This is a genomic window from Ruminococcus bromii (assembly GCF_928721825.1).
GTDB lineage: Bacteria > Bacillota > Clostridia > Oscillospirales > Acutalibacteraceae > Ruminococcoides > Ruminococcoides bromii.
This window is the reverse complement of record NZ_CAKMVP010000003.1, coordinates 1,992,519-2,016,471: the sequence shown is the minus strand read 5'-3', so window position 1 is coordinate 2,016,471 and position 23,953 is coordinate 1,992,519. Positions and strand designations below refer to the sequence as shown.

23 protein-coding genes and 1 riboswitch are annotated in these 23,953 nt (G+C 44.0%); of the genes, 2 read left to right on the top strand and 21 right to left on the bottom strand.

The window, feature by feature from the left end; genetic code table 11:
• Window positions 1-10: 10 nt before the first annotated feature.
• Entirely contained in the window at window positions 11-1,225 is a 1,215-nt protein-coding gene (locus tag QDI94_RS09860) for a chloride channel protein (protein WP_278868680.1), read from the bottom strand.
• A gap of 62 nt (window positions 1,226-1,287) precedes the next feature.
• Window positions 1,288-1,358, bottom strand: a riboswitch (Fluoride riboswitch).
• A gap of 159 nt (window positions 1,359-1,517) precedes the next feature.
• Here QDI94_RS09860 and bsh point away from each other — a divergent pair.
• Window positions 1,518-2,492: a choloylglycine hydrolase gene (gene bsh, locus QDI94_RS09855; RefSeq protein ID WP_278868678.1), complete on the top strand. Its 975-nt coding sequence runs from the start codon at window positions 1,518-1,520 to the stop codon at window positions 2,490-2,492.
• 46 nt (window positions 2,493-2,538) lie between these two features.
• Here bsh and QDI94_RS09850 read toward each other — a convergent pair whose 3' ends face one another.
• The 13 genes from QDI94_RS09850 to mraZ form a co-directional block, all read right to left on the bottom strand.
• Window positions 2,539-2,727 carry a hypothetical protein gene (locus tag QDI94_RS09850; protein ID WP_278868676.1) on the bottom strand — a complete coding sequence of 63 codons (189 nt, stop codon included), beginning with the start codon at window positions 2,725-2,727 and terminating at the stop codon, window positions 2,539-2,541.
• Between the two features lie 17 nt (window positions 2,728-2,744).
• Window positions 2,745-3,932 carry a sodium/glutamate symporter gene (gene gltS, locus QDI94_RS09845; RefSeq protein WP_117847840.1) on the bottom strand — a complete coding sequence of 396 codons (1,188 nt, stop codon included), beginning with the start codon at window positions 3,930-3,932 and terminating at the stop codon, window positions 2,745-2,747.
• Between the two features lie 21 nt (window positions 3,933-3,953).
• Complete coding sequence (locus tag QDI94_RS09840; RefSeq protein ID WP_278868674.1) at window positions 3,954-4,910, bottom strand: TAXI family TRAP transporter solute-binding subunit; 957 nt, start codon at window positions 4,908-4,910, stop codon at window positions 3,954-3,956.
• 164 nt (window positions 4,911-5,074) lie between these two features.
• Window positions 5,075-6,181 carry a cell division protein FtsZ gene (ftsZ, locus tag QDI94_RS09835; protein WP_101028858.1) on the bottom strand — a complete coding sequence of 369 codons (1,107 nt, stop codon included), beginning with the start codon at window positions 6,179-6,181 and terminating at the stop codon, window positions 5,075-5,077.
• A 157-nt stretch (window positions 6,182-6,338) separates the two neighbouring features.
• Window positions 6,339-7,793, bottom strand: coding sequence for a cell division protein FtsQ/DivIB (locus QDI94_RS09830; RefSeq protein WP_278868672.1), 1,455 nt, complete (start codon window positions 7,791-7,793; stop codon window positions 6,339-6,341).
• 79 nt (window positions 7,794-7,872) lie between these two features.
• A complete protein-coding gene (gene murA, locus QDI94_RS09825; protein ID WP_278868670.1) occupies window positions 7,873-9,126 on the bottom strand; it encodes a UDP-N-acetylglucosamine 1-carboxyvinyltransferase in 1,254 nt (417 codons plus the stop codon).
• A gap of 62 nt (window positions 9,127-9,188) precedes the next feature.
• The gene (gene murG / locus QDI94_RS09820; RefSeq protein WP_278868667.1) at window positions 9,189-10,310 is read right to left on the bottom strand and encodes an undecaprenyldiphospho-muramoylpentapeptide beta-N-acetylglucosaminyltransferase; all 1,122 of its coding nucleotides are present in this window, start codon (window positions 10,308-10,310) and stop codon (window positions 9,189-9,191) included.
• A gap of 75 nt (window positions 10,311-10,385) precedes the next feature.
• Window positions 10,386-11,642 (bottom strand): FtsW/RodA/SpoVE family cell cycle protein, encoded by a 1,257-nt coding sequence (locus QDI94_RS09815; RefSeq protein WP_278868664.1) that lies wholly within the window; start codon window positions 11,640-11,642, stop codon window positions 10,386-10,388.
• A 50-nt stretch (window positions 11,643-11,692) separates the two neighbouring features.
• Window positions 11,693-12,718 carry a phospho-N-acetylmuramoyl-pentapeptide-transferase gene (mraY, locus tag QDI94_RS09810; protein ID WP_278868662.1) on the bottom strand — a complete coding sequence of 342 codons (1,026 nt, stop codon included), beginning with the start codon at window positions 12,716-12,718 and terminating at the stop codon, window positions 11,693-11,695.
• Between the two features lie 35 nt (window positions 12,719-12,753).
• Window positions 12,754-15,024 (bottom strand): penicillin-binding transpeptidase domain-containing protein, encoded by a 2,271-nt coding sequence (locus tag QDI94_RS09805; protein ID WP_278418924.1) that lies wholly within the window; start codon window positions 15,022-15,024, stop codon window positions 12,754-12,756.
• Between the two features lie 133 nt (window positions 15,025-15,157).
• A complete protein-coding gene (locus tag QDI94_RS09800) occupies window positions 15,158-15,706 on the bottom strand; it encodes a hypothetical protein (protein WP_101028852.1) in 549 nt (182 codons plus the stop codon).
• Between the two features lie 272 nt (window positions 15,707-15,978).
• The gene (rsmH, locus tag QDI94_RS09795; protein WP_101028851.1) at window positions 15,979-16,902 is read right to left on the bottom strand and encodes a 16S rRNA (cytosine(1402)-N(4))-methyltransferase RsmH; all 924 of its coding nucleotides are present in this window, start codon (window positions 16,900-16,902) and stop codon (window positions 15,979-15,981) included.
• Window positions 16,903-16,912: 10 nt separating this feature from the next.
• Window positions 16,913-17,332, bottom strand: coding sequence for a division/cell wall cluster transcriptional repressor MraZ (gene mraZ / locus QDI94_RS09790; RefSeq protein ID WP_101028850.1), 420 nt, complete (start codon window positions 17,330-17,332; stop codon window positions 16,913-16,915).
• Between the two features lie 261 nt (window positions 17,333-17,593).
• Between mraZ and QDI94_RS09785 the strand changes: the two genes are divergently transcribed.
• Window positions 17,594-17,773 carry a hypothetical protein gene (locus QDI94_RS09785; protein ID WP_278868659.1) on the top strand — a complete coding sequence of 60 codons (180 nt, stop codon included), beginning with the start codon at window positions 17,594-17,596 and terminating at the stop codon, window positions 17,771-17,773.
• Window positions 17,774-17,950: 177 nt separating this feature from the next.
• Here the strand turns inward: QDI94_RS09785 and QDI94_RS09780 are convergent, their stop codons facing one another.
• From QDI94_RS09780 to fabG, 7 genes are all read right to left on the bottom strand, one after another.
• The gene (locus tag QDI94_RS09780) at window positions 17,951-18,733 is read right to left on the bottom strand and encodes an acetyl-CoA carboxylase carboxyltransferase subunit alpha (RefSeq protein ID WP_278418919.1); all 783 of its coding nucleotides are present in this window, start codon (window positions 18,731-18,733) and stop codon (window positions 17,951-17,953) included.
• Window positions 18,734-18,735: 2 nt separating this feature from the next.
• Window positions 18,736-19,599 (bottom strand): acetyl-CoA carboxylase, carboxyltransferase subunit beta, encoded by an 864-nt coding sequence (accD, locus tag QDI94_RS09775; protein WP_278868656.1) that lies wholly within the window; start codon window positions 19,597-19,599, stop codon window positions 18,736-18,738.
• Window positions 19,600-19,604: 5 nt separating this feature from the next.
• On the bottom strand, window positions 19,605-20,963 hold the full coding sequence (gene accC, locus QDI94_RS09770; protein ID WP_101028846.1) for an acetyl-CoA carboxylase biotin carboxylase subunit: 1,359 nt from the start codon (window positions 20,961-20,963) through the stop codon (window positions 19,605-19,607).
• A 75-nt stretch (window positions 20,964-21,038) separates the two neighbouring features.
• Entirely contained in the window at window positions 21,039-21,458 is a 420-nt protein-coding gene (locus tag QDI94_RS09765) for a 3-hydroxyacyl-ACP dehydratase FabZ family protein (RefSeq protein ID WP_015522656.1), read from the bottom strand.
• A 12-nt stretch (window positions 21,459-21,470) separates the two neighbouring features.
• The gene (accB, locus tag QDI94_RS09760) at window positions 21,471-21,944 is read right to left on the bottom strand and encodes an acetyl-CoA carboxylase biotin carboxyl carrier protein (protein WP_278868654.1); all 474 of its coding nucleotides are present in this window, start codon (window positions 21,942-21,944) and stop codon (window positions 21,471-21,473) included.
• Window positions 21,945-21,958: 14 nt separating this feature from the next.
• On the bottom strand, window positions 21,959-23,188 hold the full coding sequence (gene fabF / locus QDI94_RS09755) for a beta-ketoacyl-ACP synthase II (protein ID WP_278868652.1): 1,230 nt from the start codon (window positions 23,186-23,188) through the stop codon (window positions 21,959-21,961).
• A gap of 17 nt (window positions 23,189-23,205) precedes the next feature.
• Window positions 23,206-23,949 carry a 3-oxoacyl-[acyl-carrier-protein] reductase gene (gene fabG, locus QDI94_RS09750; RefSeq protein WP_101028843.1) on the bottom strand — a complete coding sequence of 248 codons (744 nt, stop codon included), beginning with the start codon at window positions 23,947-23,949 and terminating at the stop codon, window positions 23,206-23,208.
• Window positions 23,950-23,953: the final 4 nt, after the last annotated feature.

Sequence of the window (23,953 nt, the reverse complement as noted above, 5' to 3'; positions counted from 1 at the left end):
ATCTATTGTATCACTTCTTTTTGAAACCGAAAAGTTTTTTGTCTGTAAGGAATTTTTGAGAGGGATAAATTGTTGTGTTGCCTGACACTATAAAGCTGATGAGGACTGCAAGCACAAAATATGGAGCGGCAGACGCACCGAAAACTTCGATACCGAGAACGATTGCTGTAATAGGTGTGTTGATTGCTGCGGCAAAAACACATACAAAACCGATTGCCGCAAAAAATGTGGGATCAAATCCGCAGACGCATCCGAACCAACTGCCGAATGACGCACCCATATCAAACATAGGAGTAACCTCTCCTCCCTGAAAGCCTGCGCCGAGGGTGAGTACGGTCAAAAGATATTTTGCCGGCATATCGTACCATTTTGCATCGCCCTTAAAGGCGGTGTCCTGCATCCATGTGCTTAAGCCCTCAAAATCGTTAAGTCCCAAAGCGAAAATTAAAAGGCTGACGATTGCCGCACCTACTGCTGCGGCAAGAAGGTAGTTCTTGAAAATTTTTGAGTATGCAAGTTTTACATACTTTATTCCGAGTGCAAACAGCTTGCCGATTAAGCCGAGGCAAACTGCCGCAATTAAAAACACAAAAAGAAATCTTGCGTCAAAATCAGGGATTGACGAGATTGCATATCTTTCATGTTTAAAGCCGAGAAGCTGTGTAACAAAATTTGCAAGGTATGAGCACGCAAAGCACGGAATTACCGCACCTGCCGATAATCTTCCGACACAGCAAACTTCCATTCCGAAAAATGCACCTGCAAACGGTGTGCCGAAAACCGAACCGAATGCAGAGCTGATTCCGCTGAGAACAATTGTACTTCGGTCATTATTTTTAAAGCCGAGATAATCGGCAACATTACTTGTCAGCGAACCGCCAATCTGAACGGCAGTTCCCTCTCTGCCGACAGAACCGCCGAAAAGGTGGGTTATGCAGGTAAATATAAATGTCAGCGATGCAAGTCGCTTTGGCACTTTTTCACCGTCGTTTGCACTCTCAATAATAATGTTGTTGCCCATCGAAGACTTTCCGCCGATACGCTTATATACAAAAGCGGTCACAACGCCTGCCACGGGCAAAAACATATAGCACAGCGGAAAGAAGCTTCTGAAATCTGCCGCATATTCAAGACATTTCAGAAACGCAAACGATATGAGTCCCATTGCAACGGAACAGCAAAGAGATGTTGCAAGCACCTTAAAATCAACAAATTTGTTCTTCATAAATTTCCTCCTCAAAATTTCCGCACAAAGAACATCGCATAAAAAAAGCCAATGCCCCTGTTCAAAAAACAGAAGTCATCAGCAAAAGCGGTTTCGACAAAAGCCGTGGGAGAACCTCATTCCCATTCATATTGACATATATAGTATATACCGAGCAAGTTAATTTTTCAAGTGATTTCGACAATTTTTGTAATTTTCCAAAAATCACCTTGCAATCATTTTGTTTAAGCAGTATGATACTCTATACCAAGAGGAAGAATATTTATTATTAAAAGAATCGGAGGCTGATGATATGTGTACAGCGGCAACATATAAAACAAAAGACTTTTACTTTGGCAGAACGCTTGATTATGAATTTTCATACGGTGACGAAATTACAATTACTCCGCGAAATTTTCCGTTTAAGTTCCGCCATACAAACGAATGCAACAGCCACTTTGCGATGATTGGCATGGCTCACATTGCAGACGGTTATCCGCTATATTACGATGCAATAAATGAAAAAGGCTTGTGTATGGCAGGGCTAAATTTTGTGGGCAATGCCGTATATTTTGAACCGAAAAACGGCAAGGAAAATATTGCACAATTTGAGTTCATTCCGTATATACTTTCACATTGCGACAGCGTTTTGCAGGCAAGGAAAAAGCTTGAAAACCTTAACATAACTAATACGCAGTTCAGCGACAAGCTCCCCTGTGCTCAATTGCATTGGATTATTTCCGACAAAGACGAATCGCTTACAGTTGAATCGACAATTGACGGACTCAAGGTCTATGACAACCCTGTCGGTGTGCTGACAAACAATCCGCCGTTTGACATTCAGATGTTTATGCTCAACAACTATATGGCACTCTCGCCAAAGCAACCCGAAAACAACTTCGGCAAAAGTGCCGAGCTTACCACATACAGCCGTGGAATGGGTGCAATCGGACTGCCGGGCGACCTTTCATCCGCATCCCGTTTTGCAAAGGTTGCGTTCACAAAGCTGAACTCCGTTTCGGGTGACAGCGAGAGCGAAAGCGTGAACCAGTTTTTCCACATTCTCGGTTCTGTTGACCAGCAGAGAGGTTGTTGTGAGGTTTCAAACGGAAAGTATGAAATCACACTTTACACCTCCTGCTGCAATGCCGACAAGGGAATCTACTACTACACCACCTACAACAATCACCAAATTTGTGCGGTTGATATGCACAAAACCGACCTTGACATGGCCGAACTTACCGCATACACACCCATTACGGAAGGTAAGGTTTTATTTCAAAATTAAATACAAAAATTTCAGCCGTACACTTTTGAAATGTACGGCTGTTGTTTTATTCATTGTCTTTCTTCTGTTTTTTATGCTTATGCTTTTTGAGATGAACCTCGGGAACAGCGACAGTATCATAAACAACCGTGCTGTCCGTATCATCCTCGGCAACATCGTTCTGCTTAACTTTGCCCGTGTGAATCTCGGGAAAAGCAAGGTTTTCGGAATCAAATGTAAATTTCCTGTCCTTCATAATACCTGCCTCCGATTCTAAATGCAATTTATAAAGAATGTTATCGTCAGACTGTTCAGGAAGTCGGCAAACAAACTGCCGACAATCGGAACAATTAGATAAGCCTTTACGGACGGTGCGTATTTTTCGCAGATCGCCTGCATATTTGCCATTGCATTTGGCGTTGCGCCCATACCAAAACCGCAAGTACCTGCCGCAAGAACAGCGGCGTCGTAATCTCTGCCCATAATGTTGAACACAACAAAATATGAGAAAATGAACATAAGAACAACCTGACCTGCAAGAAGTATAATAAGCGGAAGTGCAAGGTCGGCAAGCTGCCAAAGCTTGAGTGTAATCATGGCAATACCGAGGAAAAGTGAGAGACATATACCGCCGAGGTCGTTAATCTCGCCCATATGAATAGTGATTTTACCCGTGTATTCACCGATGTTTCTCATAATTGCGGCAACAATCATTGCACCTATATAAATCGGGAATGTCATGCCCGTGAGTGAGAGCAAATCGGAAACAACCGTACCGAGTCCGACCGCTATAATAAGCTGAAATACTGCCGGAGCATACATTGAAAAATGTCGTTCGTGCTTTTCTTCTTCTTCAACAAGAAGGCTGTCATCCTCTGTTTTGATTGTGGCAATAAGGTTGTGCTTTTTAATAAGTCTGTTTCCGACAGGTCCGCCCATGAGTGAGCCTGCGATAAGACCGAATGTTGCGGCGGCAGTACAAACAGTTGTCGCACCCTGAACGCCGAAATCCTCAAGTACAGGACCGAAAGCGCCCGCCGTACCGTGACCGCCTACCATAGGAATTGAACCCGTCGTCATACCCGTGAGCGAGTCAAGTCCGATCAGATTTGCAAGTCCGATTGCAGAGAAATTCTGCATTACAATGAGCATAATTACAAGAAATAAAAATACGATAAGGGATTTGCCTCCGCTTTTCAGCACCTTGAGATTCGCCTGAAATCCGACTGAGGTAAAGAAAAACACCATGCAGACTTCCTTTAGTGTATCATCAAAATCAATTACCGCAACACCTGTCATATAGAGAACCAGCGTAAGAATTGCAAAAAGCAAACCGCCGATTACAGGTGCGGGTATACAAAATTTCTGCAAAAACGATATACGCTTTTTCAGAAATGCACCGGCCATCAGAACAATAACAGCAACTGCGATTGTCTGATACATATCAAGAGTTATATTCAATCAGCACCAATCCTTTCGCAGTTATCCTGCTGTTTTTACCGTTATTCCTCTTTCGGAATAATATTCTGCCGCACCCTTGTGAAAAGGAATTTTAACACCTTCAACGGCTTTTTCAAGTGTTATGTCAACATCCGCCGAAACAGTCAGCTGAAGTTCCTGTGCATTGTCAAAGACAAGCTGTGTAAGCTTCTTCACCTGTTCGTCTGAAAGTCTGTCGTTCACAATCAGAACAGCCTTTACCGCAACTGTGCCGACTTCATCACTCTGCCCGTTGTAAGTGTTTTTCGGAATTTTGCAGTCAACATAGCTGTAGGTGTTTTTAAGCTTTTTAACAGCTGCGTCATCAATTCCTATAAGCTTGATGTCACATTGCTTTGAAAGCTCCTCAACAACTGTTGCATTAAGTCCGAGTGTGAAAAATGCCGCGTCAATTTCGCCGTTCTGTAACTGTTTTGCGGCATCGGCATAATTAAGATTTTTTTCCTTAACCATTTTTGAGTTAAGCCCGTATGCCGAAAGAATCTGCTTTGCGTTAAGCTCCGAACCCGATTCTTCTTCACCTATGCTCACGGTTTTGCCGAGCAAATCATCAACACTGTTAATATCAGAATCTTTTCTTACAACGATATGACAAGCCTCTGTAAACATACCTGCAACAGCGCTGTAACCCTCAAGGCTACCGGATTTTTCAAAATTATTTTCGCCGTTAAGTGCGTCGTGTGCAATGTCGGACTGTACAATTGCGGCGTCAAGATAATTCTGCGAAAGCAAGCGAACATTTGCCGCAGAACCGGCTGTTGTCTTTGTTTCAATTTTCAGAGTGCCGTCAGCATCGGCAATCGACTTTATCGAATTTGCCGCTTCGTTATAAATTCCGCCGGTACCTGCCGCACCGAATCGGATTGTTTCACCGCCTGATGAACAGCTACACAAAAGAACAGTCATCAAGGCAATCAAAAGTGCAAGTAGTTTTTTCATTTTTCCGCCTTCTTTGCTTTTGGATTTCGCTCAAAAAAAGAGAAATTGTAAAAGCACAGAAGCTCACAATTCCCCTTTATTCCGTTCAAATTATACCATAACGGAATTGCCGTTGTCAAATAAAAAGGCACCCCTCAAGGAGTGCCTCATTACATCAGAATGTATTACTTGTTGAAAATTGACATAATATCATAGAAGGTGTCATCGTCATCATCGGTCTTGTCCTTGGTTGCAGGCTTTGGCTCTTCCTTTGCCGCAACAGGAGCTGACGCTGATGAAACTGCCTCTGTAAGATTCTTCTTAGCAATCTGACCGTCTGCGTTAAAGCCTGTTGCAATAACCGTTACGCTGATAGCGTCCTCCATCTTATCGTCAATAACAGCACCCCAGATAATGTTTGCATCATCTGAAACCTTGTCCTTAATCATTGTTGAAGCGGCATCGATATCATCAAGACTAACATCGGCAGATGCTGTGATGTTGATAATAAGACCCTTTGCACCATCAATCGAAGTTTCAAGAAGCGGACTTGAAATAGCCATATCTGCGGCAACAGTTGCCTTGTCCTTGCCTGTTGCACTGCCCATACCCATATGAGCGTAGCCTGCGTCCTTCATTACAGAAGTAACATCGGCAAAGTCGAGGTTTACAAGACCCGGGAGAAGGATAAGATCAGAAATACTCTGAACACCCTGTCTGAGAACATCATCGGCAATAGCAAATGCGTTTTGGAGAGTGATGCTTGTATCTGAAACATACTTGAGTCTTTCGTTAGGAACGATGATAAGCGAGTCAACACAGGCAGAAAGCTCTGCAATACCCTGCTCAGCCTGAGTCATTCTTCTTTTGCCTTCAAAAGCAAACGGCTTTGTAACAACGCCGACTGTAAGAATGCCCATATCCTTTGCGATTTTGGCAACTACGGGAGCAGCGCCTGTACCTGTACCGCCGCCCATACCGGCTGTAACAAATACCATATCCGTATCCTTGAGAAGAGCGGCAATTTCATCTCTGCTCTCCTCAGCTGCCTCCTGACCAATCTGCGGCATAGAGCCTGCGCCCTTACCTCTTGTAAGCTTTTCACCGATTTGTATTTTTTGTGAAGCCTTTGAGAGTCTTAAAACATGTTCATCTGTATTGATTGCGATAAATTCTACATTCTTAACCTCGGTTGCTACCATGCGGTTAACAGCGTTGCCGCCGCCTCCGCCGACACCGATCACTTTAATTTTAGGCATATACTCGTTTTCCAATTCCAGTTCAAAAGCCATTTTTTTCGTCCTCCTTATATATTGTCAACTTTCAGTCAGAACTCATTATTCTTCATAGTACACAATTATACTATCTTATACTATCATACTTTTTTCAAAATAGCAATGCTTTTCAGCCGTTTTTCTGCAAATTTATACGGAAAATTCTGCTGCAAAATTACTCACCCGTATCGCCGCCGTCTGCATTGCCGTAGGCACCTGCGCCGTTGCCTGAATAACCACCGTCTGCGTTGCCGTAGTCATATCCGCCGTCACCTGAATAACCGCCATCGGCACTGTAGCCGTTGCCGTCACCTTGGCCGTCATCATAATAACCCGTATTTCCGTCAGAATAAGTGCCGTCATCCCATGTATAATTGCTGCTGGTACCGTCACCCGACGAATCCGCTGCCTGTGTAGCCGCCTGAGTTGTTGCCTGTGTTGCGGCTGTAGGCTGAGTTGCGGCAGGTTTGTAGTGAGAAATTTTTGATGTACTGCAAGCCGAAACATCAAGCGTTCCTGCAACAAGTCCCGTGTTGTTCGGGTCAAGCTTTTCGTTGATAATTGTCATTGCTGTTCTGATTTTGTAGTCAATATCATCGGGAAGTCCGATATTGATTGTGATTTTTCCGTCATAAACAAGCTTGATATTTGCCGTATCCGAAACATCAAAGGCAGTGATATTTTTTATTTTATTGTCAATAAGGCATTGTGAAACATCGCTGAGAATATCGGGAACATTGGCATCATTGAACGCCACATACTTGCCAACCTCGGTAGTTTTTACCTTTCCGCAGGTAAGCAGCGGCAGCTTGTCCGTGTTCTCGGTAATTTCTTCAAGTATTCTGCCCTTTGAGCTTATAAGCAAAAAGCTTTTTCCGTTTGGAATAACATAAGAAGGTGTTGCGTCTACAACAGTTATTGTTATTGTGTCCGGAATATTAAAGCTTACACTTACGCTCTCTATGTACGAAAGGTTTTCAACAACCTTTTCAGAGGTGTTGTACATTGCGCCTATAAAAATATTCTCCTGATAATCAACACCGCTGAATGCGATAATCTGTTCCTTGCTGTAGTACTTGTCCCCTACAACCTCAATTTTTTCTGTTTTAAACAGGACTGTAAGGCTCAGAATAACGCCGATTGCAACAACCGCCGCAAAAATTGAACTGTACAGTGCAATTCTTCTGCGTTTAATCTGTGTGCTTGTAAGGGATTTTTTCCTTCTGCGGATAACCTCACGCTCCTGTGCGCGAATTTGCCTTGCACGCTTTTCCTGTTTCTGCTTTTCTCCAAATTCATCTACATAATAGCCGTCTTCATAATCCTTTGGCTTAAGCTCCTTTATTTTAGCCTTGCCTTTTCTTCTGAATTTTTCTTCACGGCTCATATTCTCGGCAGGTCTTTGTGCGGCCTGTTCTTCTTTCTGCTTAATAAAAGCCTCCTGAATTTTACTTTTAGAAGCCTTTTTCTGCTGTCCTTTTTTTGTATTGGGAGATTTTTTAGCTTTCTTATCCTGCTTTGCTTTTTCTTTGTGATATTTTTCTGCCTGCTTTGCGGCATTTTTTCGCTGCTTGTCAAGACTTTTCCTCTCTTTTGCGGTGAGCGGTCTTCTCTTCCTGTTATCGTTCAAAGCAAATCCTCCCTTCTGTATTATCTGCCGAGGGCGGACCTCCGCCCTGCGACAGCTTCACTTTTATTATCTGATTACTCTATATTTTCTTTATATCTGCCCCAAGTGCCGAAAGCACAAGTTCTATGCACTCGTAGCCTCTTTCAATATACTCTGCGCCGCCGATTTCAGTCTTGCCGTCGGCACAAAGTCCTGCAATCACAAGAGCTGCTCCTCCGCGCAGGTCGGGAGCTTCAACCGATGCTCCGTAAAGCATATTCACTCCTTCAACCACGGCAACCTTGCCTTCTGTTTTGACATTGGCACCCATTCTGACCAACTCGGGGATGTGTCTGTATCTGTTTTCAAATATATTTTCAACAAACACCGTTGTCCCGTCTGCAACACACGATGCCGCAAGCATTGGCGCCTGTGCGTCCGTAGGAAAACCGGGAAACGGCATTGTTCTGATTGTCTTCATTGATTTAAGTCTTTCGGGGGCGGTTATTTCAAGATTGCCGTCCGAAATTCTTATCCTGCACCCTGCACTTTTGAATGTCGGAATAATCGCCGCAAGGTGGGAAGAGATTATTCCGTTAAGTACGATTTTTGAACCTGTTACAGCGGCACAGGACATAAGCGTTGCGGCAACAATTCTGTCGGGAATAATCGTGTGAACCGAACCGCTAAGAGAACCTACACCTTCAATAACGACAATGCCCTCGCCTGCTCCCGAAATATCGGCGCCGCAGGAATTGAGATAGTCTGCAAGATCGCAGATTTCAGGCTCACGGGCGGCATTGATGATTGTTGTTGTGCCCTTTGCAAGACAGGCGGCAATCATAATATCCTCGGTTGCTCCCACGCTCGGAAACGAAAGCGTTATCTTTGTTCCGTAAAGTCCTTTTGGCGCAAAGCACTCAAGATAACCGTGCTTTTCACGAATATCAGCACCCATCTCCCTAAGTGAATTAAGATGCAAATCAATCGGTCTTGAGCCGATTTCACACCCACCGGGAAACGAAAGCCTTGCCCTTCCTGTTCTTGCAAGAACTGCTCCGAGCAAAACAATTGAACTTCTTGTTTTTCGCATCAATTCATCGGGAACATCAAATCTATTGATACCGTCACAGCTGATGAGAAGAGTCTTACCGTATCGTGTGACGGCACAGCCGAGATACCTCAGAATGTTGACAGACGCGTCAACATCGGAAAGCGAGGGACAATTGTAAATTACATTTTCGCCCTTTGTAAGTATTGAGGCTGCAATAATCGGCAAAGCACTGTTTTTGGCACCCTGAACCTCAACCTCTCCGTCAAGCTTTTTGCCTCCTGTAACAAGCAGTTTTGACACAATAACACCCTCTCAAAAAGAATACCTTTATATTCTATGAGAAAGCGTTACAAATGTTACTGTCACACAAGTCCGAGAACCTTTTTTACTACCGAATAAATTCTTTCGTTGGCGTCGGTTATTGCCATTTTGCGTGAATTTTCGCTGTACTTCTCAAGTTTTTCGGGATTGAGAAGCATTTTGTCAGTTTTACGCATAAGAGCCGCACCCGTGAGGTCTTTTTCTTCAATAATGTCAGCCGCACCTGCATTCACAAGAGCCATTGCATTGTGATACTGGTGATTTTCGGCAACATTAGGTGATGGAATAAGGATTGCAGGTTTGCCCATAGCCTGAATTTCACTGAGGGTAATTGCACCTGCACGGCTGATTACAAGGTCAGCCGCCGCCATACAAGTCGGCATATTATCAATATAAGGTCTTATATCAAGATTCGGACAATCGGCAATGTCGGTACCCTTTTCCTCAACAAGCTGCGGAAACCAGTCGCCGTAACTGCCGTATGCGTGAATATGCTGATATCTTCCGTCAATACCGCTTCTTGCAACAAGGTCCGCAACAGCTTCATTTATTTTTCTTGCTCCGAGGCTTCCGCCGAACGAAAGCACTACGGGACGGTTGTCAAGCCCGAGTTCTTTTCTTGACTCTTCTTTTTTTGCCGTTAGGATTTCCTGTCTTACAGGGTTTCCGGTAATGACAAAATCAACATTTTTGTCAAAATACTTTTTTGCGTCGGGAACGGCAAGCATTACCTTTTTGACGCTCTTTGCAAGCATTTTATTTGTAATGCCCGGATATGCATTCTGCTCGTGAATAATGCACGGAATACCCATCTTTGCGGCTGTTCTTATAACGGGACCCGAAACATATCCGCCTGTTCCGATACAGATATCGGGCTTAAACTCAGCAATTATTTTCTTTGCCTCTCTCGAAGAGGTGAAGGTTCTTGAAACCGTCTTGACATTTTCAAGAATACTTTTCGGAGAAAAGCTTCTCTTAAAGCCGCTGATTGTAATTGACTTAATGTCAAAGCCGGCCTGCGGAACAAGTCTTTGCTCCATTCCGCCTCGGTTGCCGATGAACAAAAATTCGGCGTCGCTTCTTTTATTCTTTATATATCCGGCTATTGCAAGGGCAGGGTTTATGTGACCTGCCGTGCCGCCGCCTGCAAGCAATACTTTCATAATTTTCTTACCTTTCTTTTGAAAATTCTGCAAAAAAATATGCAGAAGAAAACTAAAAAACTGCTGATTTTTAAATTACTGTCTTTCAATGTTTGCCGTTCTGGAAATTGAAAGCACAAGTCCCATCTGGGCAAGCAGCATAATAAGCGAGCTGCCGCCGTAGCTGAAAAACGGAAGGCTGATACCTGTGTTTGGCAACCAGTCGGTGATAACGAGGATATTCAGCACAACCTGAATACCGATCTGTGAAGTAAGACCGATGCCGAGAAGCTTGCCGAATTTATCCTTTGCACGCAGTGAAAGCGTTATTCCTCTCCATACGAGAAGCGCAAAAATAAGAAGAATCATAAGTGCGCCCACAAGACCGAGCTCCTCAACAACAACAGCAAAGATAAAGTCGTTCTGAGGTTCGGGAATGTAGAGATACTTCATTCTTGACTGACCCAGACCAAGCCCCCAAAGTCCGCCCGAACCGATTGCATAGAGCGAATTTCGGGTTTGATATGTAGTCCACCACATTTCGTCCGTTGTATATTCAAGTGCCTGACCCCAACCGTCAAGACGGCTCATAGCATAGGATAGGCTGTTTGTGACGGCAAGTATAAGCACTACTCCGACAATAAGTCCAAGACCTATTCCGAGGTACTTTGTCTGCATTCCGCCGATATAAAGCATTACAACGGAGAGAATGCCGATAATTACGATGCCCGAATAGTGCGGTTCAAGAAAAAGCAAAAGTGCTGTTGAACCGAAAACAATTATACCCGGCAAAACGCTGTAACGGGCAAACTGCATTTTGTTATAGTATTTACTGCACCAATGTGAAAAGAAAAGGATGATTGCAAACTTTGCAATTTCGGAAGGCTGAATGTTAAAAATGCCGAGAGGAATCCATCTTTTAACACCCTCGGAGCCGGGCAGTACAAGAACCACAAGCAGGCACAAATATGAAATTGCAAGAACAACCGGTGCAACCTTGTGGAGCTTGTTATAGTTGAAGAACGAAAGAACAAACATTATGCCTACGCCGATAACGGCAAAAATGAGCTGTCTTACAAGGTAATAGTAGCTGTCGCCCTGGTTGTAATAAGCATAGGCATAGCTTGCAGAAAACATCATAATCATTCCGATTGTAAGAAGCACAAGGATGATTATACAGAACGGAAGGTCAAGTCCCATGCCAACGGAAAACAGCTTTCCTTTTTTCATCTTTCTCCGACGAGAAGGACGGACAAAAAACTTTTCTTCCCTGATCTTCTGCTCCGAGTAAACCTCTTCGTCATATATTCTGTTTACATCAGCTTTAAGCATCATTCTTTTTTGTGGAGCCAAAGACCGTTCCTCCCTTAAAATTTATTGTAAATTTATACGGAATATATAAGTTATCCGCCAAAGTAAGCAAGCGCAAAGGCAATTGCACCGAAAATTGCAGTTACCGTACTGAACACAGCAACAATCTTAACCTCGCTCCAACCGCACATTTCAAAGTGGTGATGAATCGGACTCATCTTGAAAAGACGCTTGCCGTGTGTAATCTTAAAATAGCTTACCTGCAGAATAACCGAAAGTTCTTCCACAATATAGATAATTCCGACAGGAAGCAGAAGAATCGGCATATCAACCGCAAATGCAAGACCGCATACAAGACCGCCGAGGAAGAGCGAACCTGTATCGCCCATAAACACCTTTGCAGGGTGGAAGTTCCACACAAGGAAGCCAAGGCAGGCACCTGCAGCTGCAGCACTCATTGCAGTAATGCCAAGATAGCTTTTTGTGCAGGCAACAAGCATGAATGCCACACAGGCAAAAAATGTTACCGAACCGTCAAGGCCGTCAATACCGTCTGTAAGGTTTACCGAGTTTACGATACCCACGATTGCAACGGCGGCAATAATATAATAGAAAAATCCGAGGTCAACCTTGCCGACAAAAGGAATGGTTGTTGTTGTACCGTAGCCTGCAATTGCCAGAACTGCAAGAAAAGCAGCGGCAACAAGGAACTGGAGAATCAGCTTTTGTGGCGCTGTAAGACCGAGGTTACGCTTTTTTACAACCTTGATGTAATCATCAATAAAGCCGATAAAACCGTTTGCAACCGCAAGACCGAGTCCGCAGAAAATGAACATGCATTCTCTTGGAATATCTGCAAAGAATGAATTTACCAAATCAGCGCCTGTAAAAGCATATATAACTGTGCTGATCATTGTGACAACCACAATTGCAACGATGAACATTATACCGCCCATTGTGGGAGTTCCCTGCTTACCCTTGTGCCACTTAGGACCTTCCTCAAGAATTGTTTGACCAAAATGGAGCTTGCGAAGGTATGGAATCAAAAACTTGCCTGTAACGGCTGAGATTATAAAAGCAAGCAAAGCCGCACAAAATGTCCATATTCCGTAAATCATAGTTATCTTTCCTTTCAGACTAATAAATATTTTTGTTATTCGTTGAGTGTTGAAGAGGAATCCGCAAAAGATACCGTTATTACCGTACCGGGGCTGACCGAAGTTCCCGCCTCAATGTTCTGTGATGAGCTTGTTCCGGAGGATGTTGTTGCACCCGAGAAGCTGACATTCAATCCGTAGGCACTTGCAACATCGTTTACCTCATCGGGAGAAAGACCGATAAGACTCGGAACACTTACTGTTTCCGACTGACTGTCGCTGTCTGTGTAGAGGACAATACTGCCGCCCTTCTGAAGTCCTGACGATACGGTCGGAATCTGTGAAATTACAGTTGAACCGTTACCCTTTACGGTTGCCGTAAAGCCGTCAGCCTCAACAGCTGTTTTAGCCTCGTCAACGCTGACTCCTGTGTAGTCGCCCGCAGATGCGTCAACATAACCGAGTTCCTCGTCTGTGTATGATGTCTTAACATCAAGATAAGGAAGAACCTCGCTCATAATATTTATAAATACAGGTGATGAAACCTGTGAACCGTAGTAGGCGTCACCGTCGGGAGTATCAAAGAATACAAGCATTGCAATCTGCGGATCGTCTGCCGGAGCATAACCGCAGAATGATGATATATAGTCCTCAGAAAATGAGCTTTCAAACTTTGTTACACCCCTTTTTTCAGTTGTACCTGATTTACCGGCTACCTTGTAGCCTGAAATATAACCTGCGGCAGCACCCTGTCTTTCTGTGTTATATTCAAGGTATTCCTTCATCTTCTTGGATGTATCGTCTGAAATAACCTGTCTTTTAACCTTTTTATCAACAGACTTGATTACATTGCCCTTTGAGTCTGTGATTTTTGAAACCACATGAGGCTGAACAACATAACCGCCGTTTGAAACAGCCGCACAGGCTGTAATCATTTGAATAGGAGTGATTGCGAAGTTCTGACCGAATGATGCAACCGCAAGGTCAACACCGCCCATCTTACCCTCAGCCCAGAATTCGTCATCTGCTTCACCGGGGAGGTCGATTCCTGTTTTATCGCTGAAACCGAATCCCTGATAATATTGACGGAACTTGCCTGCACCGAGCATCTGACCGATCTGAATAAATGCAGGGTTACATGAGTTTGAAATTGCCTCAACAAAGTTCTGTGTTCCGTGACCTGATATATTTGAACAATGAATTGTTTCGCCCTCAACCGAAATTGAACCCGTACAGGTAAATGATGTTTTTTCATTTACAAGGTTTTCTTCAAGAGCCGCTGACGCAACGCACATCTTAAATACAGAACCTGGCATATATGTGTCGGCAACAGCCTTGTTTCTCCACATATTGCTAAGAGCCGCACTTTCTGCCTCCGCCTGTTTGCTTTTGGCAGTAGACTTGATTTTCTTCTTATCCTTTGCCGAAAGCTCATAAGGATTGTTAAGATCGTAGCCGTCTGTTGTTACCATTGCAAGGATTGCGCCTGTGTTTACATCCATTGCAATGCAAACGCCCTTATTAAGAACATTGTTGTCTTCAACGCCCTTTTGCATATACTTCTCGCAAATAGACTGAATCGTTTCATCAATTGTAAGGTAAACATTGTTGCCGTCCTCAGATTCAACATTCTGCTCATACTGAAACGGCATATCTATACCTCTTGCATTTTGAGCGGTAATGATACGGCCGGGTATGCCTGACAGATAGCTGTCATATTCATACTCAACACCCTCAAGTCCCTGATCATCACTGCCCGTAAAACCAATTACTGAGGATGCAAGGCTGTTTTTCGGGTAATATCTCTTATAGTCGTCAAGCAGCTGAATAACACCGGCACACTTGTAATTCTTTTTCAAAGTGTCAACAAGCTCAAGAACCTTTTCCCGCTCGTCGGATTCAATTCTTCTCTTGACAACAACATAATGACTCTGCTGTTTTGTGTCCTCGAGAACATCGTTATATTCAAGGTCAAAAATTTCCGAAAGACCCTTTGCGGCAGCCTGACGCTGCTTGTCATTTTTAAAGTTGATAGGTGACATTACCACCTGCCAAACAGACGCGCTCTCGGCAAGAACATTGCCGTTTGCGTCGTATATTGTTCCCCGTTTTGCAGAAACAGTTGTGTCGGCAAGCTGAAGATCAACAGCCGCCTCCTGAAGCTCACTGCTCTGAACCGTAGTGAGGTATGTAAGTCTTAAAACAGCCGCACCGAAACCGAGTACAAGTATAAGCAAAATCAATATTGCCGTACGCTGTCTGAGCCTTTGTGCAGGTCCTTTTTCGGCACGCTTTTTCAAGTTGTTTTTTGATCCTGGTGATTGCAATGTAAAGCTCCTTTCACCGCAAAATAGTGTCCGTTACGCTCCGTTTCAATCCGCATATATACCGAAAAAAGAGTCAAGACGCAGTCTTAACTCTCCATTCTTTCATAACATATCTATTAAATTACCATGAATGTTATGACCAAAGATTCTGCACTGAATTCCAGAACTGTGCAAAGATATTGTCACTTTCCTGAGTTGCAGAAACCTCTGCTTTGTCTCCGCCCGAGAGAGTAACAAATTCCTTTTGTGTGTTCGTAGCCTTGGTCATACCGAGTGTATCCTCGGCATATTTTTCAATATCCGATGTTGAAAGCTTTGATTCAAGCTTCATCTGTGTTTGTGTATAAACGCTCTGTGCATTTGCAAGAGTTTCTTTCGCTGTAATAACTTCTTGATTAAGTTCGGTAAGTCTTACCTGACCGACAATTATGATGCCGATAACAACCGCGGCAACCGCACCGCCTGCTGTTCCCAAAGCAAGCTTAAATTTGTTATGCTTGCGGCGTCTGTTCTTCTGGAGTTCCTCCTTCGGAAGACTTACAACATTGTTTTTTCTTCTTTTTCTTTCCTGCTTCTTATGTACCTCTTCTTTTCTTTCAGGAACGGCAGTACCCGAAACATAGTCGGTGCTGTCATCAAAAAGACTCAAGTCATAAGCTGCATTTCTGTTTTCATAAGCCATTGAATGCACCCGGTGCCTTTCTATATCAATTCCATAAAACACACATTCTTGCTTTATTTTTCTATAAAGCAAAAAAGTTTCAAACCTTTAACAATTTCATTTAAACACACAACACACAATCAGCCCGATTTTATCGGACATTTATCAAAAAGCCGTACATTTTGTTATTATGACATATTCAATCACAATCCATTGTGTCTGTAATAACATTTACAACTTTGTTATATTTTACTACAAACAGGCAATTTTGTCCATAGTCACAGAGAATTTTTTTAAATTTTTTCGCATATTCTCAACTTTGCACTTCTTGCTCTCGGGTTATCCGACAATTCTGTTTCATTTGCACAAATTGGTTTTTTTACAACAAGCTTTGCCTTTGGCTTGTTTCCGCAAACACAAACAGGAAAGTCTTTCGGACAGGTACAGCCCTGACACCATAATGCCATTTTCTGTTTTACGATTCTGTCCTCAAGGGAGTGGAAAGTAATTACGGCAAGCCTGCCGCCGCTTCCCAAAAGCTCAAATGCACCGTCAAGACCTCTTTCAAGAACTCCGAGTTCATCGTTTACCGCTATTCTCAGAGCCTGAAAGCTTTTTCTCGCAGGATGTCCGTCACGGCGGACACGCTGGGGAACATTTTCTTTTATGATTTCCGCAAGTTCAAGGGTAGTTTCAATCGGCTTTTCGGCTCTCGCCTTAACGATTCCGTTTACAATTGAACCGGCAAACTTTTCTTCACCGTAAACGCTGAGAATCCGTCTTAATTCGCCGGCGGGAAGTGTGTTGACAAGCTCGGCGGCAGTTGTTCCGCTTTGGCTCATTCTCATATCGAGAGGCGCGTCCTCATGGAACGAAAAGCCTCTTTCTGGAGTGTCAAGCTGGTGCGAGGAAACGCCGATGTCAAGCAGAACACCGTCAACTCTTCCTACTCCTCTTGAATGAAGAAGACCGACCATATCGGCAAAATTACCCTTGATAATTATTGAGTTTTCGTTTTTCTTAAAGCGCTCTGTCAGCGTGAGTATTGCATCGGGATCCTGATCAATCGAAATAAGCTTGCCTGTTGTAAGATGCTTGAGGATTTCACTGCTGTGACCTCCTCCGCCTGCTGTACCGTCAACATAAATGCCGTTTTCCTTAATTGCAAGGGCATCTACGGCCTGCTCAAGAAGGACAGGAATATGAGAAAATTCCATAAAAACCTCCTTAAAGCTTTAACTCCTTGAGAGCAAGCGCAAGATTTTCGTTCTGAGAAGCAACATAGTCCTCATAATTTTTCTTGCTCCAAATTTCGAGTCTGTTTGTCATACCGATTACTACCGCATCGCCTTCAATCTCAGCAAATTCACGCAAAGACTGGGGAATTATTACCCTACCCTGTGCGTTAGAAGTTACCTCGACGGCAGTAGCGTTAAAGGTGTATTGAACAGCCATCGACAGGTTTGCAGGAAGTGCCAGAATCTTCTCGCACATTGCATTAAACTGCTCAACCGACATAACCTGAATACACTTGTTGCCAAAGCCTCGTGCAAGATAGTATGTTTCGCCGAGCTGTTCACGGAACCTTGCGGGCAGTACAATTCTTCCTTTTGCGTCAATAGAATGATTTGTCATTCCGGAAAACATCTGCCCACCTCCGTACACTTTTCTTCAAAAGATGTCCTTGAATGGTTTTTAAAGTCACCAAATGACACCTTATGACACCTTTTGTCTTATTATAAACCATAGGTACGAAAAAATCAATATCAAAGTTACGAAAAAACAAAGAATATTTACAAATCGTTAAAATAATTTTCAACTTTGAAACTATATTTTTTCAGAAAAGAATATTATGCCTCAAAACATCAATTTTAAAAGGATTTTACCCATTTGGGGGCAAAAACTACTGTGTTAAAAATTACAAATATCACCGCCTTGGTTACAAAATCGGAGAGCATTTTCTCATTACAGACGGCAACCGAAGGCTTTATTGAGGATTGCAACAACAAAATCATTGCTCTTAAAGAAAGGCTTTCGGCTATGTTTGAGCAAACAGTTTTACAATTGCGAGAAGGCGATATTATATAATTTAATTTATATATAAAACCAAAACCGCAAAAAGGCACATAACCGTCACTGTTTTCGGTTATGTGCCTTCTTATTTTTGTAAGACTGTTTTTTCGCAGCCCTTGTAATTACACTTTATTCTTTTTTTGAGTTAATCAAACTATTGATACAGAGCCGTTTCAATATAAATAAATGATATTATTCCGGTATGCCTATTTTGCGGAAACGCTCATAGCGTGCATTCAAAAGTTCTTCGTCATCAAGGGCAAGATTCTTTTCAAATGTTCTTTTGATGAGCATTTTAAGGCTTTCAAACATAGCCTGATCGCCTGCCTTTGGCTGACGGATGATTCTCTCGATTACACCGAGGTCAAACAAATCCTGTGCGGTAAGCCTGAGAGCCTCTGCCGCATCAGCCGCCTTTGAGCTGTCTTTCCAGAGAATTGACGCACAACCCTCGGGAGAAATTACCGAATAAACGGAATTTTCAAGCATCCATACTTCGTCGGAAACTGCCAGTGCAAGCGCACCGCCGCTGCCGCCCTCACCGATAAGAACGGTAAGTACGGGAGTTTTGAGAGTCATCATTTCCATGAGGTTTTCGGCAATAGCCTGTCCCTGACCTCTTTCCTCCGCACCGATTCCGGGGTATGCACCGCTTGTATCAACAAGGCAAAGAACAGGTCTTCTGAACTTTTCAGCCTGTTTCATAAGTCTTAAAGCCTTGCGGTAGCCCTCGGGATGAGCCTGACCGAAGTTGCGTTCAACACGCTCTTTTGTATTTCTGCCCTTTTCAATTCCGATTACAGTAACAGGAGTGTCAAAGAGCATTGCAAGTCCTGCAACAACTGCTTTATCATCGGCATATCTGCGGTCACCGTGAAGCTCAATGAAGCTGTCACCGAACATATGGGCAATATAGTCAACCGAGGTCAGCTTGTTAGCATCTCTCGCTGCCATAACCTTTTCGTAAGCTGTCATTTTTAAGCCTCCTCACCGCTGTAACCGTGCAATTTAAGCAGTTTTACAAGTGTAGATTTCAAATTATTTCTGCTGACAACCGAATCGATAAAGCCCTTCTGAAGAACAAATTCCGAGGTTTGGAAGTCCTTGGGGAGCTTTTGACGGATTGTCTGCTCGATTACTCTCGGGCCTGCAAAGGCAACAAGGCAATCGGGCTCGGCAAGAATAATGTCGCCCTCCATTGCAAACGACGCCGTAACACCGCCTGTTGTCGGGTCTGTAAGCACGGTGATGTAGAGATTACCTGCGTCACTGTGTCTTTTTACCGCACCCGAGGTTTTCGCCATTTGCATAAGCGAGAGGATACCCTCCTGCATTCTTGCACCGCCGGCCGCAGTACAAACAACAATCGGCATTGCATTTTCGGTTGCGTATTCAAATGCACGGGTGATTTTTTCACCCGTTACAACGCCCATACTTCCCATCATAAAGGTCGGATCCATAACGCAGAGAACGGCATCAATGCCGTTCATTTTACACTCGCCGCAGATAACAGACTCCTTAGCACCTGTTTTTCTCGCCTTTTCAAGCTTTTCGTCATATCCCGGAAAATCAAGAATATTATGGCTTGAAAGGTCAGCGTCAAATTCAACAAAGGTATCCTTGTCGGCAAGCATTTCAACTCGATCTCTTCCGTTCATTCTGAAATGGTGGTTGCACTTTGTGCAGACATGAAGATTTTCCTCCATATCCGTCGTAAGGAGCATAGTGTTGCATTTGGGGCATTTTATCCACATTTCTTCGGGAACGAAGGGTACATTTTTGCTCTCGCCCTCATCGGACTCAAGCTCATTCTTCGGTTTTCTGAAAGCAAACAAATCCATATCTTTTACTTCTTCCTGTCGGCGTGTTTTTCTTCAAACTCTGCCATAAAATCTGTTGTATATTCACCGCTCACAAACTGTTCGTCCGAGAGAATCTCGGCAAGAAGGTCACGGTTAATGTCAATTCCGTCAATGGTAAGCTCGGAAAGAGCCATTTTCATCTTTCTGATCGCCTCGGCACGGCTTCTTGCCTGAACAATCAGCTTGCCGATCATCGAATCATAGTACGGAGGAACAAAATAGTCCTGATAAATCGCCGTATCAAATCTTACAAATGCACCGCCCGGAGTGTGAAGTCTTGTAATTCTTCCGCAGCTCGGTCTGAATCCCTTTTCCGGATTTTCGGCATTGATTCGGCATTCAATTACATTGCCGTGTGTGAAGATGCTGTCCTGAGTGCGGGAAAGCTTTGCACCTGCGGCAATTCTTATCTGCCACTGAACAATATCAAGTCCTGTTACCATTTCGGTAACGCCGTGTTCAACCTGAAGACGGGTGTTCATCTCCATAAAGTAGAAGTTGTTGTCCATATCAAGCAAAAATTCAACTGTGCCTGCATTGACATAGTTGACTGCCTTTGCCGCCTTAACAGCCGCAATCATCATCTCTTTACGGGTTTTCTCGTCAAGAGCGGGGCTTGGACTTTCTTCAATCATCTTTTGGTTCTTTCTCTGAACAGAACATTCACGCTCGCCAAGACAAACGATATTGCCGTATTTGTCGCACAAAAGCTGCATTTCAATGTGCTTTACAGGGTGAATGAATTTTTCTATGTAGCAGGCACCGTCGCCGAATGCCGACTGCGCCTCGCTTGAAGCTGACAAAAATGCCTCTTCAAACTGCTCAATTGAATCAACACGGCGAATACCCTTTCCGCCGCCGCCTGAACGAGCCTTGATGAGAAGCGGAAAACCGATTTTTTCAGCTTCCTCTTTTGCCTGTTCAACGCTTTCAACAATATCGCAGCCGGGGGTTACGGGAACACCTGCGGCACGCATAGTCTTTCTTGCGTTGTCCTTGTCACCCAAAAGCTTTATCATATCGGATGAAGGACCGATGAAGTTGATGTTGCACTGTTCACAGAGCGAAACAAACTTGGCATTTTCGGACAAAAGTCCGTAGCCGGGATGAATAGCCTGAGCACCGCTTTCAACGGCAACGGTGAGAATCGCAGGCATATTGAGGTAGCTGTCGGCAACACGGCTACCGCCTACGCAGTAGCTTTCATCGGCAAGCTGAACATGCAAAGAATCTTTATCCGCCTCGGAATAAATTGCAACAGTGCTGATGCCCATTTCACGGCACGCACGGATAATTCTTACTGCAATTTCGCCACGGTTGGCAATCAGAATTTTTGAGAACATTTTTTCACTTCCAGTTATTTATCGCATTACGGCTGTCTGCACCCAAAACGGCACAGACAGCCCTTTAAAAATCAATCACTTATTTTCAACAAGTGCAAACGAAAGCTCGGCACTTACACAGAGCTTGCCGTCAACATAACCCTTTGCGTCAATAAAGTAGAATGCACCTCTGCTCTTTGTGAGTGTGCAGACACTTTCAAGAGTGTCGCCCGGTTTCACGGGATTTCTGAACTTAACATTGTTCATCTTTGTAAAGTAAGGTGTGCAGTTCTTAACCTTGTCTGCAAGAAGGCAACAGCTTGCCTGTCCCATCATTTCGCAGAGAATAACACCCGGAACAACGGGGTTACCGGGAAAATGTCCCTGCAAAAAGAACTCGTCACCTTTGATTGTATATCTGCCCTTTGCCGTGTTTTCGTCAACGCTTTCAGCCTCTTCAACAAGAAGCATATTGTCACGGTGCGGCAAAATCTTTTTAATTTCTTCCTGATTCATACTGTCCTCCGATTATTTAACCTTGAATAACGGCTGACCGTATTCAACAAGATCTCCGTCCTTAACAAGAACTTCAACGATTTCATAGTCGTCCTCAGCCTGAATTTCGTTCATACACTTCATAGCCTCGATAATGCAAACGGTTGAACCCTTGCTTACTTTCTTTCCGACAGGAGCAAAAGGAGCCTTGCCCGGTGCCGATGCGGCATAGAATACGCCGACAATCGGAGCGTTTACAGTCTTGGCGTCTTCCTCGGGAGCGGCAGACTGAGCCGCAGGAGCCTGTGGCTGAACAGGCGCAGGAGCGGGAGCATCTGTTGCAGTCGGCTGATATGCGCCGATTGGTGATGCATTAAAAATCTGCTGTGCCGGATGTTCTTTTTCAAGATGAATCTTTGTGCCGTCCTCTTTTTCAATTTCAAGAACGCTCAAAGAAGAGTTTTCAAGAAGGGAAATATATTCCTTGATTTCTTCGATTTTATTCATAGTAATTCCCTCACTTAATATTTTTTAAATACAAGACAAGCGTCATGTCCGCCAAAGCCGAGGTTGGTTGAAGCGGCAACATTTACATCACGCTTAACTGCTTTGTTAGGTGTATAGTTAAGGTCAAGACCTTCATCAGGTTCGTCAAGGTTGATTGTCGGCGGAATAATGCCGTCATTGAGAGCCATAACCGAAGCGATAGCCTCAATTGCGCCTGTTGCACCGAGAAGATGACCTGTCATTGATTTTGTTGAGCTGATATTTGCATCATAAGCCTTTTCACCGAGAGCAGTCTTGATAGCCATTGTTTCGGTAAGGTCGTTAAGATGTGTGCTTGTGCCGTGAGCATTGATGTAAAGCTGTGCGTCATCGGCAACATTTGCCTCCTCAAAAGCAATCTTAATGGCTCTTGCAAGACCTGCACCGTTAGGATCGGGAGCTGTAACATGATGTGCGTCACAAGTATTGCCGTAGCCTGAAAGCTCTGCATAAATCTTAGCACCTCTTGCAACTGCGTGCTCATACTCTTCAAGAACGAGCATGCCTGCGCCCTCGCCCATGATGAAACCGTCACGGTTTTTGTCGAACGGACGGGATGCGTGCTTTGGATCATCGTTTGTTGAAAGAGCTTTCATATTCTGGAAGCCTGCAATTGTGAGGGGAGCAACAACTGCCTCTGAACCGCCTGCGATGATAGCGTCAGCGTAGCCGTCCTTGATGCAGTGGAAAGCCTCACCGATTGAGTTTGTACCTGTTGCACAGGCACTCATAACCGAAAGAGAAACGCCCTTTGCGTTAAAACGGATTGCAACATTGCCTGTTGCGATATTACCGATCATCATCGGAATGAAGAAAGGAGAAACCTTTCTCGGGCCTCCGTTTTCCATGCCCACTGTATTCTTAACAAAGGTCTGCAAACCGCCGATACCTGCACCGATATAAACACCGAAACGGTTCTCGTCAATCTTGCCTATGATACCGCTGTCGTCAACTGCCTGCTGTGCCGCTGCAATTGCGTACTGTGTATATGGGTCAAGCTTTCTTACTTCTTTTTTCTCAATATACTGTGTGGGATCAAAATCCTTGACTGTACCTGCGATGTGAACCTTGAGGTCACTTGTATCGAAAGCTGTGATTGTTTCGATACCGCAAACGCCGTCAACCATATTTTTCCACATTGTAGGCACATCGTTACCGATCGGTGAAATTGCGCCCATACCTGTTACAACTACTCTTCTGCTCATTATATCCTCCAAATCAATTACATTGCAAGTCCGCCGTCAACTCTGATAACCTCGCCTGTTACATAAGCGGCATCGTCAGAGCAGAGGAAAGCTACTACATCTGCAACATCATCGGGAGTACCGATACGCTTTGCAGGAATCTGTGCTTTCATTGCGTCCTTTACCTTATCGGGAAGTACACTTGTCATATCTGTTGCAATGTAACCCGGAGCAACTGCATTAGCCGTAACGCCTCTGCCTGCAAGTTCCTTTGCAACCGACTTTGTAAGACCGATAATACCTGCCTTTGATGCAGAATAGTTAGCCTGACCTGCGTTGCCGGTAAGACCGACAATTGACGCTGTACTGCAGATTCTGCCGTAACGCTTTTTCATAAAGTGCTTGTATGTATGCTTAATCATATTGAATGTACCCTTGAGGTTTACATTGATTACAGCGTCAAAATCTTTTTCGTCCATATTTAAAACGAGCTTATCTCTTGTGATACCTGCGTTGTTTACAAGAATTTCGATACTGCCGAACTCCTCGATAACCTGATCGACAACCTTCTTTGACTCTTCAAAGTTTGAAACATCGCAGAAATACTGCTCAACCTTTGTGCCGTACTGTGAAAGCTCTTCCTTAGCCTTAATGCCCTCGTTTTCGTCACCTACATAGAGAATTGCGATGTTAGCACCCTCTTTTGCAAGCTTTGTTGCGATTGCAAGGCCGATGCCTCTTGAGCCGCCTGTTACTACGGCTGTTTTATTTTCAAATCTCATTATA